The sequence below is a fragment of the Thermomonas sp. genome, assembly GCF_029945965.1.
Classification (GTDB): Bacteria; Pseudomonadota; Gammaproteobacteria; order Xanthomonadales; family Xanthomonadaceae; genus Thermomonas.
This window is the reverse complement of the sequence record NZ_JAQSDO010000015.1, coordinates 477,273-491,775: the sequence shown is the minus strand read 5'-3', so window position 1 is coordinate 491,775 and position 14,503 is coordinate 477,273. Positions and strand designations below refer to the sequence as shown.

The following is a 14,503-nucleotide window of genomic DNA, read 5'->3' as shown; positions in this document are numbered from 1 at the left end:
AGACGACGCCGAACCGGCATCGTCGGAACTCGAGAATAAAGATGAGCAATGAGAAAGACAGCAGCAAAAGCAGCCGCAGCCCGCTGAGCCTGAAGCGCGAAGCCGCACCGAAGACAGAAGCGCCACGCATCGAGGAACGCCTGCACAAGGTACTGGCGCAGGCCGGACTGGGTTCACGCCGCGCGCTGGAACAGCGCATCGCCGACGGCCTGATCAAGGTTAATGGCGAGATCGCGCGCACCGGCATGAGCGTGACCGGCGGCGACAAGATCGAGATCGACGGCCGCACCTTTGTCGCCAGCGCGCTGACCGACCCACCGCGCGTGCTGATGTACAACAAGCCGGAAAGCGAAGTCACCAGCCGCGAAGACCCCGAAGGCCGGCCGACCATCTTCGAGGCGCTGCCGTCGCTGAAGGGCGCGCGCTGGATCGCGATCGGTCGCCTCGACATCAACACCACTGGCCTGCTGCTGCTCACAACCGATGGCGAGCTGGCCAACGCGATGATGCATCCGAGCTTCGAGGTCGCCCGCGAATATGTCTGCCGCGTGCGCGCACCAGAAGGCGAAGACGTGGTCAGCGACAAGATCGTCGAGCGGCTGGCGCGCGGTGTCGCGCTGGAAGACGGGCCAGCCAAGTTCGATGAGGTTGAACGCATCGGCGGCACCGATTCCCACGACTGGTTCCGGGTGCTGCTCAAGGAAGGTCGCAACCGCGAAGTACGCCGATTGTGGGAATCACAAGGTTGCCAGGTCAGCCGCCTGAAGCGCATCCGCTACGGCGACGTGCGCCTGCCGCAGCCACTGCTGCGCGGCAAGACCCAGGAATTGCCGCAGGCCGAGGTCGATGCCCTGCGCAAGGCCGTGGGCCTCGAGGAAGGCACGCCATCGGCGCTGACCCTGATGCCGGTACTTGGCCAACGCAAGGCGACCAAGGCCACCGTGCACGTGGGCCGTACTGCCGGACCGGGTTATGTCGGCGGGTACAGCCCGGCCGATGAAGGCCGCGAGCTGCGTCGCTTCGACAACGTGCGCGAGGATCGCGGTCGTCGTGGCGCGCCACGCAAGCATGGCGGCCTGACCGTCAGCGGCGAAGCCGCCGCCAAGCAGTCGCAAAAATCCTTCAAGCCCAAGGGTCCGCGGCCGGAAGGACAACGCATGCGCCCAGGCGAGCAGCGTGGCGAGAATCCCGCGGCGATGCGCACCTGGTTCGTGCCGGACGGCGTGGACACCGGCCCCTCCGGCCATCGCAACCCGGAAGGTCCTGGCGGCCCGCGCAAACCCTATGGCAACAAACCTGCGGGCGCGCGCGGCCCCGGTGGTCCGCGGCCCAGTGGTCCACGTCCAGGCGGTCCGCGTCCTTATGGCGACCGTGGCCCCGGTGGCAACACCGGTGACCGCGGCCCGCGTCGTGAAGGTGGCAACGGTCCGGGCCCGGGCGAAGGGCGTCCTGCACGTCCCGCACGTCCTTATGGACACCCGGGCAACGCCCCGCACTTCCCGTCCGACCATGCCAACCCCACTAGCTTCAATCCGTATGGCGAACGCCCGGGCGGCAACCGTCAACCCAACAAATCCGGACAGGGCCCACGCCCTAGTGGTCCGCGTGGACCAAAGCCCGGCGGTCCACGTGGACCGAAGCCAGGTGGTCCGCGCGGCGGCAATCGCTGAGACACCACAAGTAAGACAAACGACAAGGGCGCCACTGGCGCCCTTGTCGTTTGTGCGTCACATCGTTCAACAGATGCAACGATGCGGACTATCGGTGTGACTCGCAGTCTGCGTGTCCTGGCCCAATATCACCTGTCATGAGCCGATGGCGTCCTGCCCGGCCTGATGAGTGGAGTTCGAGATGAAGAAGGTCCTCGAGATCAGCGGTACGCCCGGCCGGCATTGGGTTGGCAATGGCTTTCCGGTGCACGGCATGTTCGGCTACAACGGTGATGGCGTGGCACAGCGCAGCCCGTTCCTGCTGCTCGACTATGCAGCGCCGACCCGCTTCGAGCCGACCAGTGAGCGTCGTGGCGTTGGCCAGCATCCGCATCGTGGTTTCGAAACGGTGACCTTCGTGTATGCCGGTGAAGTCGAACATCGCGATTCCACCGGCAACGGCGGCGTGATCGGCCCTGGCGACGTGCAGTGGATGACCGCCGGCAGCGGCATCCTGCACGAGGAATTCCACTCCAGCGCCTATGCTGCGCAAGGCGGCGCGTTCGAGATGGTGCAGTTGTGGGTCAACCTGCCCGCGAAGGACAAGATGGCCGCGCCCGGCTACCAGGGCATCACTGACGCCAGCATTCCCGAGGTCGCACTTCCTGGCGACGCCGGCACGCTGCGGGTGATCGCAGGCGACTATGCAGGCAAGCATGGCCCAGCCACGACCTTTACACCGATCAATGCCTGGGACGTGCGCCTGCAGGCGGGCAAGTCAGTGGATCTGCCGCAGCCGGAAGGCTGGACCGCGCTACTTGTGGTGCTGGCTGGCACCGTATTGCTAAATGGCGACATGCTTGGTAACGGCAGCGTGCTGCGCGAAACCCAGGTCGCGACGCTGTCCTGCGAAGGTACCGGCGTGCACATCGAAGCAAATTCCGATGCCAAGCTGCTGTTGCTTGCCGGCGAGCCGATCAATGAACCCGTAGTCGGTCATGGCCCGTTCGTGATGAACAGCCAGCAGGAAATTATCCAGGCCATCAGCGACTTCAACAGCGGCAAGTTCGGGCGCATGGCCTGATCCTGATCGCGTCGGCATATCGCAACGATACCGGGCTTCAAACGTACGCAGCGCAGGCATCGGCTGCAACAATTCGCGTGTTTGGCAGGCAATCAATTGCCGGCCATAGCCCGAAAGTCACTTGACGCTTCCGCGGCCCCCACGCACATTGCAGGAGTGGGTTTCCGAGTGTCCCTGTTTGCTGGCGCCACCGCGCGCCAGCCCTGCCGTGGAGCGATGTCATGCAACGACGCGATTTTCTCAAGGCCACCAGTGCCGGCATGGCCTGCATGCTGCTGCCGCTACAGGGCCGTGCCGTCCCAGCCGACACTCTGTTGAGCGCGATGGATATGCGCTTGAAGAAATCTCTGGCAGACACTGCCCTGCAAGCCGCACGTGAGGCCGGCGCGACCTACTGCGACGTGCGCATAGGCCGCTACCTGCGCCAGTTCGTGTCGACCCGTGAAGACAAGGTCAACGGCGTCGTCAATACCGAATCCACCGGTGTCGGCATCCGTGTGATCGCCGGTGGCGCCTGGGGTTTTGCTGCAACCAGCGACATGACACCCGATGCGGTCGCTGCGGCAGCGCGCCAGGCCACTGCGCTGGCGAAGGCGAACTCGGGCGCCCGCATCGCGCCGGTGGAACTTGCGCCAACCCCAGGCCTCGGCGAAGTCAGCTGGAAGGCACCGATCCGCAAGAATTCGATGCTGGTGCCGATCAAGGAAAAGGTCGAATTACTGCTGGCAGTGAATGCCGCAGCGATGAAGGCCGGTGCCAACTACGTGAATTCATCGGTGTTCGCGATCAACGAGCAGAAATACTTCGCGTCGACTGACGGCTCCTACATCGACCAGGATATCCACCGCATCGCTGCACCGATGTCAGTGACCGTGATCGACAAGGCCAGCGGCAAGTTCCGCAGCCGCGACGGTCTGTCCGCGCCGATGGGCATGGGCTACGAATACCTGGACGGCAATGCCGCCGACAAGACCACCCTGCCCTCCGGCGTGATCGTCTATGGCAAGTCCTACGACATGCTGGAAGACGCGGTGGCCGCCGCGAAGCAGGCACAGATGAAGTTGAAGGCGCCTTCGGTCAAGCCTGGAAAGTACGACCTGGTGCTGGATCCCTCGCATACGTGGCTGACCATCCACGAATCGGTCGGCCACCCCACCGAACTCGACCGCGTGCTTGGCTACGAGGCCAATTACGCCGGGACGAGCTTTGTGACTCTGGACAAGGTCAAGGAACATTTCCAGTACGGCAGTCCGCAGGTCAACATCGTTGCAGACAAGACCCAGGTCGGCAGTGTCGGTGCAGTGGGTTACGACGACGAAGGCGTGGCCACCCAGAAGTGGGACATCATTCGCGACGGCAAGCTGGTCAGCCTGCAGGCGATCCGCGACCAGGCGCACATGCTGGGCCTGGACCATTCGCAGGGCTGCTGCTACGCCGACTCATGGAGCAGCGTGCAGTTCCAGCGCATGCCCAATGTCTCGCTGCAGCCCGGCAAGCAGCCACTCAGCGTGGCCGACATGGTCAAGGACGTGGAGAACGGCATTTATATCGTCGGCGACGGCTCGTTCTCGATCGACCAGCAGCGCTACAACGCGCAGTTCGGTGGCGAGCTCTTCTACGAGATCAAGGAAGGCAAGGTCACCGGCATGATCGAGGACGTGGCCTATCAGATCCGCACGCCGGAGTTCTGGAATTCCTGCGTCGCGGTCTGCGACGGACGCGACTACCGCCTCGGCGGCACATTCAACGACGGCAAGGGCCAACCCGGGCAGTCGTCGTCGGTTTCGCATGGTTCATCCACCGCGCGCTTCAACGGCGTGAATGTCATCAACACCGCCCGCAACCTCGGCTGATCAAGGAGCACTCACATGAGCATGATGACCGAAGCCCAGGCCCGCGAGATCCTCGAGAAAGTCGTGAAGATGTCGGTGGCCGACGAATGTACCGCCTCGCTCGATGGCGGCAAGCAAGGCAACGTGCGCTTCGCGCGCAATGACATTTCCACCTCGGGATTGGTGGACGATGTCGAACTTGGCGTGCAAGTTGCGTTCGGCAAGCGCAGCGGCGCCGCCACCATCAACCAGTTCGACGACGCCTCGCTGGAGCGCTGCGTACGCCGCGCAGAAGAACTGGCCAAACTTTCCCCGGCAAACCCGGAATTCATGCCGGCAATCGAGAAGCAAACCTACAAACCAAGTAACACATGGAGCGATTCGACTGCCGCGATCACCCCGGAACAACGCGCGAAAGTCGCTGCCGATTCGATTGCCGCGTGCAAGGCACAGAAGCTGGTCGCGGCCGGCTTCCTGGAAGACGGTTATGGGTTCACTGCGTTTGCCAACAGCAAGGGCAATTTCGGCTACCAGCAGCAAGCCGGCATGAACTACACCTGCACCGTACGTACTCCAGACGGCCGCGGCTCTGGATGGGTTGGCCGCGACCTGCGCGACATGAGCGACTTCCATGTCGAGAAGGACATCGAGGTCGCGATCCGCAAAGCGCGCGATTCGGCCGATGCCAAGGCGCTGGAACCCGGCAAGTACACGGTGATCCTGGAACCACATGCAGCCGCCGGCCTGGTCAGTTTCATGATGTATTTCTTCGATGCGCGCTCGGCCGACGAAGGCCGCAGCTTCCTGTCCAAGAAGGGCGGCGGCAACAAGCTCGGCGAGCTGGTCTACGACCCGCGCGTGAACATACATGCCGACCCGTGGGACGAGGACGTGCCGGTGATGCCGTGGGATGGATCAGGCCTGCCGCGCGAACGCATACCGATCATCACCGACGGCAAGGTCTCGGCGCTCAATTACTCGCGTTTCTGGGCGCAGAAGCAAGGCAAGCGCGCGGTCGGCCAGCCCGGTAACCTGATCATGGCTGGCGGCACCAAGTCCACCGCCGACCTGGTGCGCGAGACCCAGAAAGGCGTGCTGGTCACCCGCACCTGGTATATCCGCATGGTCGATCCGCAGACCGTGTTGTTGACCGGCCTGACCCGCGACGGCACCTTCTACATCGAGAACGGGCAGATCAAATACCCGGTCAAGAACTTCCGCTTCAACGAATCGCCGATCATCATGCTCAACAACATCGATGAACTCGGCAAACCCGTGCGCGTGGCTGGCGACGAGTCCAACCTGTCGATGATGCTGCCGCCGATGAAGCTGCGCGACTTCACCTTCACCTCGCTGTCGGACGCGGTGTGACCACCGCCACGCCGATGACATGAGCGCGCGCATGAACCGCAGGCAGGCACTTGGCCTGCTTGCGGGCAGCCTGGCTGCAGCGGCACTGCCTGCTTCCGTTCTGGCCACGCCTGCTGCCGGCCCTTACGATTTCTGGTTCACCCGCCTGAAGTACGACTCCGGCGACTGGGACGTCGACCAGCGCATGCCGGCCAATGTCATTACCGCATTGATCGACTACACCAGCCTGCGCGTGGACCCGGTCGAACGCGTGGTCGCGCTGTCCGACCCGAAAGTGTTCGACTCGCCATTCTGCTATCTGGCCGGGCACAAACTGGTCGAGTTCAATCCAGCCGAGCGGCGCAATTTCGAACGTTACGTGCGCAACGGCGGCTTCGTGCTGGTGGATGACTGCAACCATGACATCGACGGCCTGTTCGCCACATCGTTCGAGCGGCAGATGGCTTCAATCTTCGGCCCGAAAGCCCTCAAGAAGTTACCGAACACACATCCGCTGTACCGCAGCTTCTTCAGCTTCAAGGACGGCCCACCGCCGACCGGGATCGAGCTCAACGGCTGGGGCGACGACCTCGTCCACGATTATCTCAAGGGTATTGAAATCGACGGTCGCCTCGGCGTGCTTTACAGCAACAAGGACTATGGCTGCGAATGGGATTACGACTGGCGCAACAAGCGCTTCCTCGCCGTCGACAACACCCGCTTCGCCGTCAATATCGTCATCCACGCATTGACCAATTGAGCATTCAACCATGACCGATGCCACCAACCAGACATCGCCCACCGAATCCGATATCCAGCACGAAGTGCAAGCGCTGGGCCAGCTGCGCGAAGCAATCGGCCAGGCCATCGTCGGCCAGGCCGATGTGGTCGAGCAATTGCTGATCGGCCTGCTGTCTGGTGGCCACTGTTTGCTCGAAGGCGTACCCGGCCTCGGCAAGACACTGCTGGTGCGTTCGCTTGGCCAGGCGCTGGCGCTGGAGTTCCGGCGCATCCAGTTCACCCCGGACCTGATGCCCAGCGACATCATCGGCACCGAGATCCTGGAAGAAGACCACGGCACCGGCCGGCGCATGTTCAAGTTCCAGAAGGGACCAGTGTTCACCAATCTGCTGCTGGCCGACGAACTCAACCGCACGCCGCCCAAGACCCAGGCCGCCTTGCTGGAAGCGATGCAGGAACACACCGTCAGCTATGGCGGCACCACTTATCCGCTGCCCGCCCCATTCTTCGTGCTGGCCACGCAGAACCCGCTGGAACAGGCCGGCACCTATCCGTTGCCGGAAGCACAGCTCGACCGCTTCCTGCTGCATATCCGCGTGCCTTATCCGAGCGAAGCGGAAGAACAGGCGATCCTCGCGCGCACCACCGGCAGCAACGAAGCGCAGGTACCACGTGTGATGGGCGGCGACGCACTGCTGCGCCTGCAGAAACATGTGCGCGAGGTGCATGTCGGCGATGCGCTGCTTGCCTGGATCAACCGGCTGGTGCGCAGCACGCGCCCGGGTGAATCTGCATCAGATGAAGTTCGCAACTGGGTGCGCTGGGGCGCCGGCCCGCGCGCCGGGCAATCACTGGTACTGGCGGCCAAGGCACGCGCATTGATGCATGGGCGCTTCGCCGCGACCCGCGAGGATGTCGTCGCTTTGGCTGCACCGGTCATGCGCCATCGCCTGCTGCTGTCGTTCGCCGCCGAGGCCGAACGGATCAGCACCGACGACGTGGTCGCGCTGGTCCTGCGCCAGCATCCCGCGCCCTGAGGGAGCAGCGCTTGATCGCAGTTCCGCCCGAGGTGCTGGCGCGCTTGCGGCCATTGCGGCTGCATATGCGACTTGGTGCTGCAGGTCATGGCCACGGCCTGCATGCCAGTCAGCAACGCGGCAGCGGCCTGGAATTCTCGCAATACCGCAGCTACGAACCCGGCGACGACCTGCGCCAGGTCGACTGGAAACTGTTCGCGCGTTCCGACCGTTATTTCGTGCGCGAAGCCGAACGCGAAAGCCCGCTGTCACTGTGGATCGTGCTGGATGCCACCGCATCGATGACGCAAGTCGACCAGGCTCGGCCGCACACCACCCGCCTCGATATCGCCAAGGAGATTGCCGCGTGTGCAATACAGCTCGCGTTGCAAGGTAGCGACCGCTTCGGACTGGTCGCGGTCAACGATGCACAGGTACAACCGACGGCGAGTGGCCTTGGCGCGCGTCATCGCGACCGTTGCCTGCTCGCGCTGGATGCGATGCGCAGTGCTGGCCGCTGGCCGGATGCAACGCGCCTGTCGCCCGCATGGAACATGCTCACGCCACGCAGCCTGGTGCTGCTGCTGAGTGACTGTTTCGACGATGCCGTGGTGGAGATGGCGGAAAAACTCGCCGCCACCGGTCGCGATGTATGCATCGTGCAAGTGCTGATGGCCGATGAGCGCGATTTCCCGTATCGCGGCGGCCATCTGTTCGTCGACACCGAGAATGCCGCCACCTTGCTGGGCGATGCCGATGCACTGCGCAGCGAATACCTGCAGCGTTTTGCCGATGCCCGCGCCGAGCTGCAGGCACGTTGCACGCGTGTCGGCATACGCCTGGCCACGCATTTCGCGGATACGCCCATTGATGCACCGCTGCAAGCTTTGTTCAGCGCACAGGCACGCACGGCATGAACCTGCTGCTGCCTTCGGCATTGATCGCGCTGCTGGCGTTGGCGATCCCGTTGCTAGTGCACCTGGTACGCCAGACACAACAGAAAAGAATCGAGTTCGCGGCGCTGCGCTGGCTGGTCGCGCGCGCGCAACCTCGGCGGCGGCCACGCTTCAACGAATGGCTGTTGCTGGCATTGCGACTGCTGCTGCTGGCAATGCTCGCCTTGTGGCTGGCGCAACCGGTGCTCCGCGGGCATCCGGACCTGCGCCCGTGGGTCGTGGTGGATCCAGACATCGACGCAGCGCACATGCCAGCGCGCACGTCTAAAGACGCGCAATGGCATTGGCTGGCACCGGGCTTTCCATCCATCGACAAGCCCGCACCTCCTACTTCGGCATCCATCGCCAGCCTGTTGCGCGAACTGGATGCGACGCTGCCAAAGGACGTATCGCTGACAGCCATCGTTCCCGAACAGTTCGATGCCACTGACGCACAGAGACCACGTCTAGAGCGCGCGGTCACATGGGCGCCAGTACCGGGCACATCGGCTTTCAGCGCATCTGCCGCACGGAAGTCCATGCGCATCGCGGCATTTGTCGATGCCGAACACCAAGCCGCCCTGCCCTATCTGCGTGCTGCTGCAACCGCCTGGTCCAGCCAGACAAAGCCACAAGCACCCACGAATTCACTTCGCGCAATTCCGGATGCTGCTGCATTACATCCCGACGACACCCATCTGCTCTGGCTGGCCAACACGACGGTTCCGGCGCAACAGCAGCAATGGGTCCGCGACGGCGGCACGATCCTGCTCGCGCAGGACAGCCCAGCCGCATCACTGGATTGGCAGACTGCACAAGTCACGTGGCGCAGCGCAGACGGCGCGCCACTCGCTTTGCGCATGTCAGATGGCAAGGGCGCGTGGGTGCGAATGCTGGTGCCGTTCACGCCGCAATCGCTGCCAGCATTGCTGGAACCCGACTTCCCGGTTGTTTTCCAGGATGCATTGCAAGCCAATCCGCCCATAGCCACGCGCGCTTGGGCCAATACCTATTCGCCTGTCGTAGATGCACAGGCTGTGCACGCCATTCAATCACCACGCCCGCTAGGTGGCCTGCTGGCACTCTTGATCGCGCTGCTGTTCGGCATCGAACGTCTGGTCGCGATGTCCATGCGTCGGTTCCGCTCCGCATGAGTCGCATCACGCCCTCGGCGCAGACCGTGCATGCGCGCTGGCGGATGCTTGCCTGCGTGCGTGTGTTGCTGTTCGCGATGCCATGGATCGCGGTCGCAGTGCTGTTTGCCCTGCGTGAGCCCGGCCAACCTGCACGCTGGCTGCTGACTGCATTCTGTCTGGTCGCGATGCTGGCATGGCTGGTCAATGCATGGCGCAGGCTCGACCTGCCATGGTTTGCTGGACAGCTGAATCGACATGTTGTACTCGAGGACAGCGCCGGGTTGTTGCTCGGCTTGGAGGCACCGGCATCATCACTTGCACGCTTGCAACGCGAACGCCTGCAGGTGCGTTGGCAGTCATTGGATATCGGTCCATTGCGACCGCGATCTCGGGTTGCACCATTACTCTGGAGCCTGTTGGCAGCACTGGCATGTGCCGCTGCAGCCTGGTCCTGGCAACGTCCTATTCCCGAAACCATTCGAACACAGCTGCCACCCGCACTGGCACAGGTGCTGGGCGTGCAGTCGCCATCGCTGCGTTTGATCCGGCTCAGCGTCGAACCACCTGCCTACACCGGACTGCCAACACGCACAGTGGAGACGGCGGACGTGCGCGTGCCGGAAGCATCGACACTGCGCTGGGCACTGCAGTTCTCGGTAGCGCCAAAACACGCATGGCTGCAGATCCAGAACGGCCCGCGGATCGACCTGCAGGAACGCGATGGCGTTTGGCTTGCTGAGTACCACATCAAACGTTCCGCGCTGTATCGCATCGTCAGCGAACCTACCCTGCCGCCCGCGCAACGGCGCTTGCACCGCATCGAGATGCTGGCCGACCAGCCACCGCAGGTACGCGCCACCACGCCTGCGCAGAACCTGAGCCTGCGCAAGCCCGGGCAACATAGCTGGCCATTGGTGTTCGAAGCCACCGACGACCATGGCGTTGCCGCCCGCGCGGAACTACGCATCATCCAGACCAGTGGCGAAGGCGAGAACATCAGCGCCAGCGAGCGCACGTTGCCGTTGAACGCAAGCGGCCCAGTCCGCAATCGGCGCTTCGCGTATGACTTCGACCTGGCACGCAGTGGGCTGACCGTCGGCAATGACGTGATTGTGCAGCTAAGCGTGCGCGACAACCGCCAGCCACAGTCTCAGGTGGTACGCAGCGCCAGCGTGATCCTGCGCTGGCCGCCAGAGGAAGTTGGCATGGCTGCCGGCCTCGATGGCCTGATGCAACAGGTGCTGCCTGCTTATTTCCGCAGTCAGCGGCAGATCATCATGGATGCCGAAAAACTGATTCGCGAGCAGCGCACGCTCACGTCGGACGCCTTCGGCAAACGCTCCAATGCCATCGGTGTGGACCAGCACACGTTGCGACTGCGCTACGGGCAATTCCTCGGCGAAGAAACCGAGGGCGCCGAAGCATTGCCGACCAGCGATGCAGACCAGGCGACAGATGCCAACGCATCGACTGCGCGCGGCGACGACCATCCGGCAGAGGATCACCACGACCAGGGCAAGACCGGCAATAGGGGCGTCGATGCAATGCTTGCCGAGGTCTCGCATGTACATGACCTGCCCGAGGCGGCGACCCTGCTCGACCCGCAAACGCAAAAACTCCTGCGTGCGGCCTTGCGCGAGATGTGGGATTCGGAGACCCAACTGCGACTGGGCCAGCCGCAGAAGGCACTTCCATTCGCGTACAAAGCACTCGGGCTGATCAAGAAAGTACAGCAGGCTGATCGCATCTACCTGCCGCGTCTCGGCAGCGAACTTCCTCCGATCGATTTCAGCCGCCGCATGAGTGGAAAACGCGACGACGTTGCGACCCGCAGCAATGCCTTCGTCGCGATGCCGGATGTCGCCATGCCGATGGATGCGCTGTGGCGTGCATTGGGTGCTGATCGGAATGACAGCGAGGTCCCCAAGGTAATCCTGGACGATGCTTCACACTGGTTGCAGGCGCACGCCGGCGACGAGCGCGGCACGCTCGCTGCCATCGCCGCACTGGATGCACTCCGCCAGCAACCCGACTGCGCTGCGTGCCGCGATGAACTGCGTCTGCGCGTATGGCCATTGCTGGCGAAGCCGCTGGCGAAACCGACGCCACGCACTCATGCCACCCCGGTTGGCAATGCCTACCTCGACGCGCTGCAGCGCGAGGCCCGTCCATGATCGCCATCGAGTCGGTCATGCAGGCCTTGCCTTGGCTCCTCGCGATCAGCGTATTGCTGGCCAGCCTGCGACTGTTGCTCGCCCTGCGCCATTTGCCAGCCGACGCACGGCCCCGTGCATCGCGCACTGCTTTATTGTTACTTGGCCAATGCGCATCGATGGCACTGCTGTTTCTGCTGCTGCGAACAACTGATCCAGGCGACAACATCCACACCCTGCATCTACTCACCGCGCATGCGCCTGATGCAGAGACACCAATGCCACGCGCTGGTGAACTTTGGTTGCGCATGCCGGAAGCCGCTTCACGCAAAAGCATCGATACCACGCCTGACCTGGCGACGGTGCTGCGCCAGCATCCTCAAGCACACACGCTCCACATCATCGGCGATGGCCTGGAAACGCGTGATCGCGATGCGGCATCAGGCATTGAGATTCGCTTCGAGCCCGCCCCGCTTGCAACCGGCATCCGCGACTGGTGGGCACCGCAATCGGTGCAATCGGGCGATGCCGTGCACGTACGTGGATCAGCACAGGGTGGCGCCCGCATCGAATTGCTTGATCCGTCAGGTACACGTGCCGATCAACAGGCGCTGCAGGGCGATGGCGTATTTTCGTTGCAGTCGCCAGCCCGCAGCTCCGGCCTTGCCATGTACCAGCTGCGCCTGCGCGACGCAGACAACAAGACCATCGCAACAACAATTGTTCCAGTGCAGGTATTGCCCACGCTTCCAACGCACCTGCTGCTGCGCTCCGGTGGACCGGACCCGGAACTGAAATTCCTTCGCCGCTGGGCCACCGACAATGGCGCGACTTTGCAAGCCACGATCGATCTCGGTGCAGGCATGCAGGCCGGCGATCCATCATTCGCATTGGACACGCGCACCCTCGCCGATACCGATGTGCTGATCCTCGATGACCGTAGCTGGAACGGACTTGGTCATGCCCGCCGCACGAATGTGTTGGATGCCGTCAGCAATGGCATGGGCTTGCTGTTGCGCAGCTCCGCGCCCTTGGCCGATGGCGATGCACTCGGTCTGCAGGTGCAGGCTGCAAGCCTGCCAACCAGCTTCAAGCTGCCTGTCGTCGATGCGAATGATTCGACACTTCCTGCCCTGACCCGCCCGCAACTGCGCATCGACAACCCATCCGGACAAACCGTGCTGCGCGACGACCGCGGCAACCCGCTGGTTGCATGGCGGGCGCATGGCCGCGGACGGATTGGGGTCTGGCTGCCCACCGACAGCTACCGCCTCGCACTGGCTGGTCGCGCTGATTTGCATGCGCGGCTATGGGCGGATGCCATCAATGCAGTCACCCGCCCGCGTGCAGCTGCACCGCGCGATATGCCTGGGCTTGTTTACGCAGGTGAACGCACGCAGTTCTGTCGCCTGGGCGATGCCGCGCGCATCCTGCAACCCGGCGACGCCACGCCGTTGCGACTGGTCATCGATCCCCGCAGTGGCGACAAACATTGCGCCGCGTTCTGGCCACGGCGCGCAGGCTGGCATCAGCTGGTCGACGGCACGTCGGATACCGCTTTCCTCGTGCGCGCCCAGGGCGCCGACCAAGTGCTCCGTGCCGCACGCACGCAGCAGGCAACTGCTGTGCTTGCCGACCATGCACCGACATTGGTCAAACCCGCGGTGGCAGCACCGACACTGCCGCGCTGGGCACTGTTCCTGCTCTGGCTAGCGGTGACCAGTGCGCTCTGGTGGTTCGAACGCAGCCGCCTGGGCCGCGTGCGAACCACTACTCCAGGCTGAAGCGATCCCCATCCAGCATCGCCGGAAATCGCTCGCGATGCGCCTGCAACTCGGTGGCCTGCAACGTGGTGGTGACAACGACCTGCTGGTCGGTGCATTCACTGATGGCATGACCGATGAAGTCGATCACCGCGCTGTCGCCGCTGTAGTCGATGCCATTGCCATCGGTGCCGACGCGATTCACGCCGACGACATAACTCAGGTTCTCGATGGCACGCGCACGCAGCAGGGTTTTCCATGGATACGCACGCGCCGCCGGCCAGTTGGCGACGTACAGCGCGAGGTCGTAATCCAGTTGACCAGGCCGTTCGACATCGAAACGGTTGCGTGAGTACACCGGGAAGCGCAGGTCGTAGCAGACCAGCGGGCAAATTCGCCAGCCGCGCCAGTCCAAAGTGAGTCGCTCGCGACCGGCAGCGTAGCGTTCGTGTTCGCGGGCATAGCGGAACAAGTGACGCTTGTCGTAATGCTGCAGGCCGCCGTCCGGAGTTGCGAACAACATCCGGTTGAACACATCGTCACCGACCCGCAGTTGCACGCTTCCGGTGACTGCAGCATCGAGTTGCGCTGCCTGTTCGCGGATCCAGGCCACGGTTGGGCCGTCCATGGTTTCCGCGTCGCCGATGGCCTCGTTGCTGAAACCGCTGGTGAAGGTTTCCGGCAGCACCACCAGATCGGTGGCACCCTTCAACGGCGCGATCAGATCGCCGTAATAGTCACGATTGCCAGCCGGATCATGCCAGCGGGTTTCGCCCTGGACCAGACTGACGCGCAGGTCGTTCATAGGTTCTCCTTGTAGAGCGGGGCTTGCCTCGCTGATCGC

At 63.4% G+C, this 14,503-nt stretch carries 11 protein-coding genes; 10 read left to right on the top strand and 1 reads right to left on the bottom strand.

From position 1 onward, the window contains the following. The first annotated feature begins 41 nt into the window (after window positions 1-41). The 10 genes from PSV05_RS08615 to PSV05_RS08570 all read left to right on the top strand — a co-directional run bounded on the left by PSV05_RS08615 (window position 42) and on the right by PSV05_RS08570 (window position 13,680). Window positions 42-1,670 carry a pseudouridine synthase gene (locus PSV05_RS08615; protein ID WP_300064126.1) on the top strand — a complete coding sequence of 543 codons (1,629 nt, stop codon included), beginning with the start codon at window positions 42-44 and terminating at the stop codon, window positions 1,668-1,670. Between the two features lie 181 nt (window positions 1,671-1,851). Further along, window positions 1,852-2,733: a pirin family protein gene (locus PSV05_RS08610; protein ID WP_300064124.1), complete on the top strand. Its 882-nt coding sequence runs from the start codon at window positions 1,852-1,854 to the stop codon at window positions 2,731-2,733. Between the two features lie 221 nt (window positions 2,734-2,954). Further along, window positions 2,955-4,586, top strand: a complete 1,632-nt coding sequence (locus tag PSV05_RS08605; protein ID WP_300064122.1) for a TldD/PmbA family protein — start codon at window positions 2,955-2,957, stop codon at window positions 4,584-4,586. A gap of 15 nt (window positions 4,587-4,601) precedes the next feature. Then, a complete protein-coding gene (locus PSV05_RS08600) occupies window positions 4,602-5,936 on the top strand; it encodes a TldD/PmbA family protein (RefSeq protein WP_300064121.1) in 1,335 nt (444 codons plus the stop codon). 19 nt (window positions 5,937-5,955) lie between these two features. Next, window positions 5,956-6,675 (top strand): DUF4159 domain-containing protein, encoded by a 720-nt coding sequence (locus PSV05_RS08595; RefSeq protein ID WP_345782244.1) that lies wholly within the window; start codon window positions 5,956-5,958, stop codon window positions 6,673-6,675. A 10-nt stretch (window positions 6,676-6,685) separates the two neighbouring features. Beyond that, on the top strand, window positions 6,686-7,693 hold the full coding sequence (locus tag PSV05_RS08590) for a MoxR family ATPase (protein WP_300064119.1): 1,008 nt from the start codon (window positions 6,686-6,688) through the stop codon (window positions 7,691-7,693). 65 nt (window positions 7,694-7,758) lie between these two features. After that, a complete protein-coding gene (locus tag PSV05_RS08585; RefSeq protein ID WP_300065417.1) occupies window positions 7,759-8,589 on the top strand; it encodes a DUF58 domain-containing protein in 831 nt (276 codons plus the stop codon). Beyond that, window positions 8,586-9,761, top strand: coding sequence for a BatA domain-containing protein (locus PSV05_RS08580; RefSeq protein ID WP_300064117.1), 1,176 nt, complete (start codon window positions 8,586-8,588; stop codon window positions 9,759-9,761). Before PSV05_RS08585 ends, PSV05_RS08580 begins: the two co-directional genes overlap by 4 nt. Beyond that, entirely contained in the window at window positions 9,758-11,917 is a 2,160-nt protein-coding gene (locus PSV05_RS08575) for a hypothetical protein (protein WP_300064115.1), read from the top strand. The genes PSV05_RS08580 and PSV05_RS08575 overlap by 4 nt, the downstream gene beginning before the upstream one ends. Then, window positions 11,914-13,680 carry a hypothetical protein gene (locus PSV05_RS08570; protein ID WP_300064113.1) on the top strand — a complete coding sequence of 589 codons (1,767 nt, stop codon included), beginning with the start codon at window positions 11,914-11,916 and terminating at the stop codon, window positions 13,678-13,680. The genes PSV05_RS08575 and PSV05_RS08570 overlap by 4 nt, the downstream gene beginning before the upstream one ends. On the opposite strand, the gene PSV05_RS08565 is transcribed toward PSV05_RS08570, so the two are convergent. Next, window positions 13,667-14,464 carry an amidohydrolase gene (locus PSV05_RS08565; RefSeq protein WP_300064111.1) on the bottom strand — a complete coding sequence of 266 codons (798 nt, stop codon included), beginning with the start codon at window positions 14,462-14,464 and terminating at the stop codon, window positions 13,667-13,669. The genes PSV05_RS08570 and PSV05_RS08565 overlap by 14 nt on opposite strands. Window positions 14,465-14,503 lie beyond the last annotated feature (39 nt).

What these genes read in the sequence shown, in the direction of transcription:
- PSV05_RS08565 (WP_300064111.1), bottom strand. Translation starts at nt 14,464, where the DNA reads ATGAACGACCTGCGCGTCAGTCTGGTCCAGGGCGAAACCCGCTGGCAT.
- PSV05_RS08615 (WP_300064126.1), top strand. Translation starts at nt 42, where the DNA reads ATGAGCAATGAGAAAGACAGCAGCAAAAGCAGCCGCAGCCCGCTGAGC.
- PSV05_RS08605 (WP_300064122.1), top strand. Translation starts at nt 2,955, where the DNA reads ATGCAACGACGCGATTTTCTCAAGGCCACCAGTGCCGGCATGGCCTGC.
- PSV05_RS08570 (WP_300064113.1), top strand. Translation starts at nt 11,914, where the DNA reads ATGATCGCCATCGAGTCGGTCATGCAGGCCTTGCCTTGGCTCCTCGCG.
- PSV05_RS08585 (WP_300065417.1), top strand. Translation starts at nt 7,759, where the DNA reads ATGCGACTTGGTGCTGCAGGTCATGGCCACGGCCTGCATGCCAGTCAG.
- PSV05_RS08590 (WP_300064119.1), top strand. Translation starts at nt 6,686, where the DNA reads ATGACCGATGCCACCAACCAGACATCGCCCACCGAATCCGATATCCAG.
- PSV05_RS08600 (WP_300064121.1), top strand. Translation starts at nt 4,602, where the DNA reads ATGAGCATGATGACCGAAGCCCAGGCCCGCGAGATCCTCGAGAAAGTC.
- PSV05_RS08580 (WP_300064117.1), top strand. Translation starts at nt 8,586, where the DNA reads ATGAACCTGCTGCTGCCTTCGGCATTGATCGCGCTGCTGGCGTTGGCG.
- PSV05_RS08575 (WP_300064115.1), top strand. Translation starts at nt 9,758, where the DNA reads ATGAGTCGCATCACGCCCTCGGCGCAGACCGTGCATGCGCGCTGGCGG.
- PSV05_RS08610 (WP_300064124.1), top strand. Translation starts at nt 1,852, where the DNA reads ATGAAGAAGGTCCTCGAGATCAGCGGTACGCCCGGCCGGCATTGGGTT.
- PSV05_RS08595 (WP_345782244.1), top strand. Translation starts at nt 5,956, where the DNA reads ATGAGCGCGCGCATGAACCGCAGGCAGGCACTTGGCCTGCTTGCGGGC.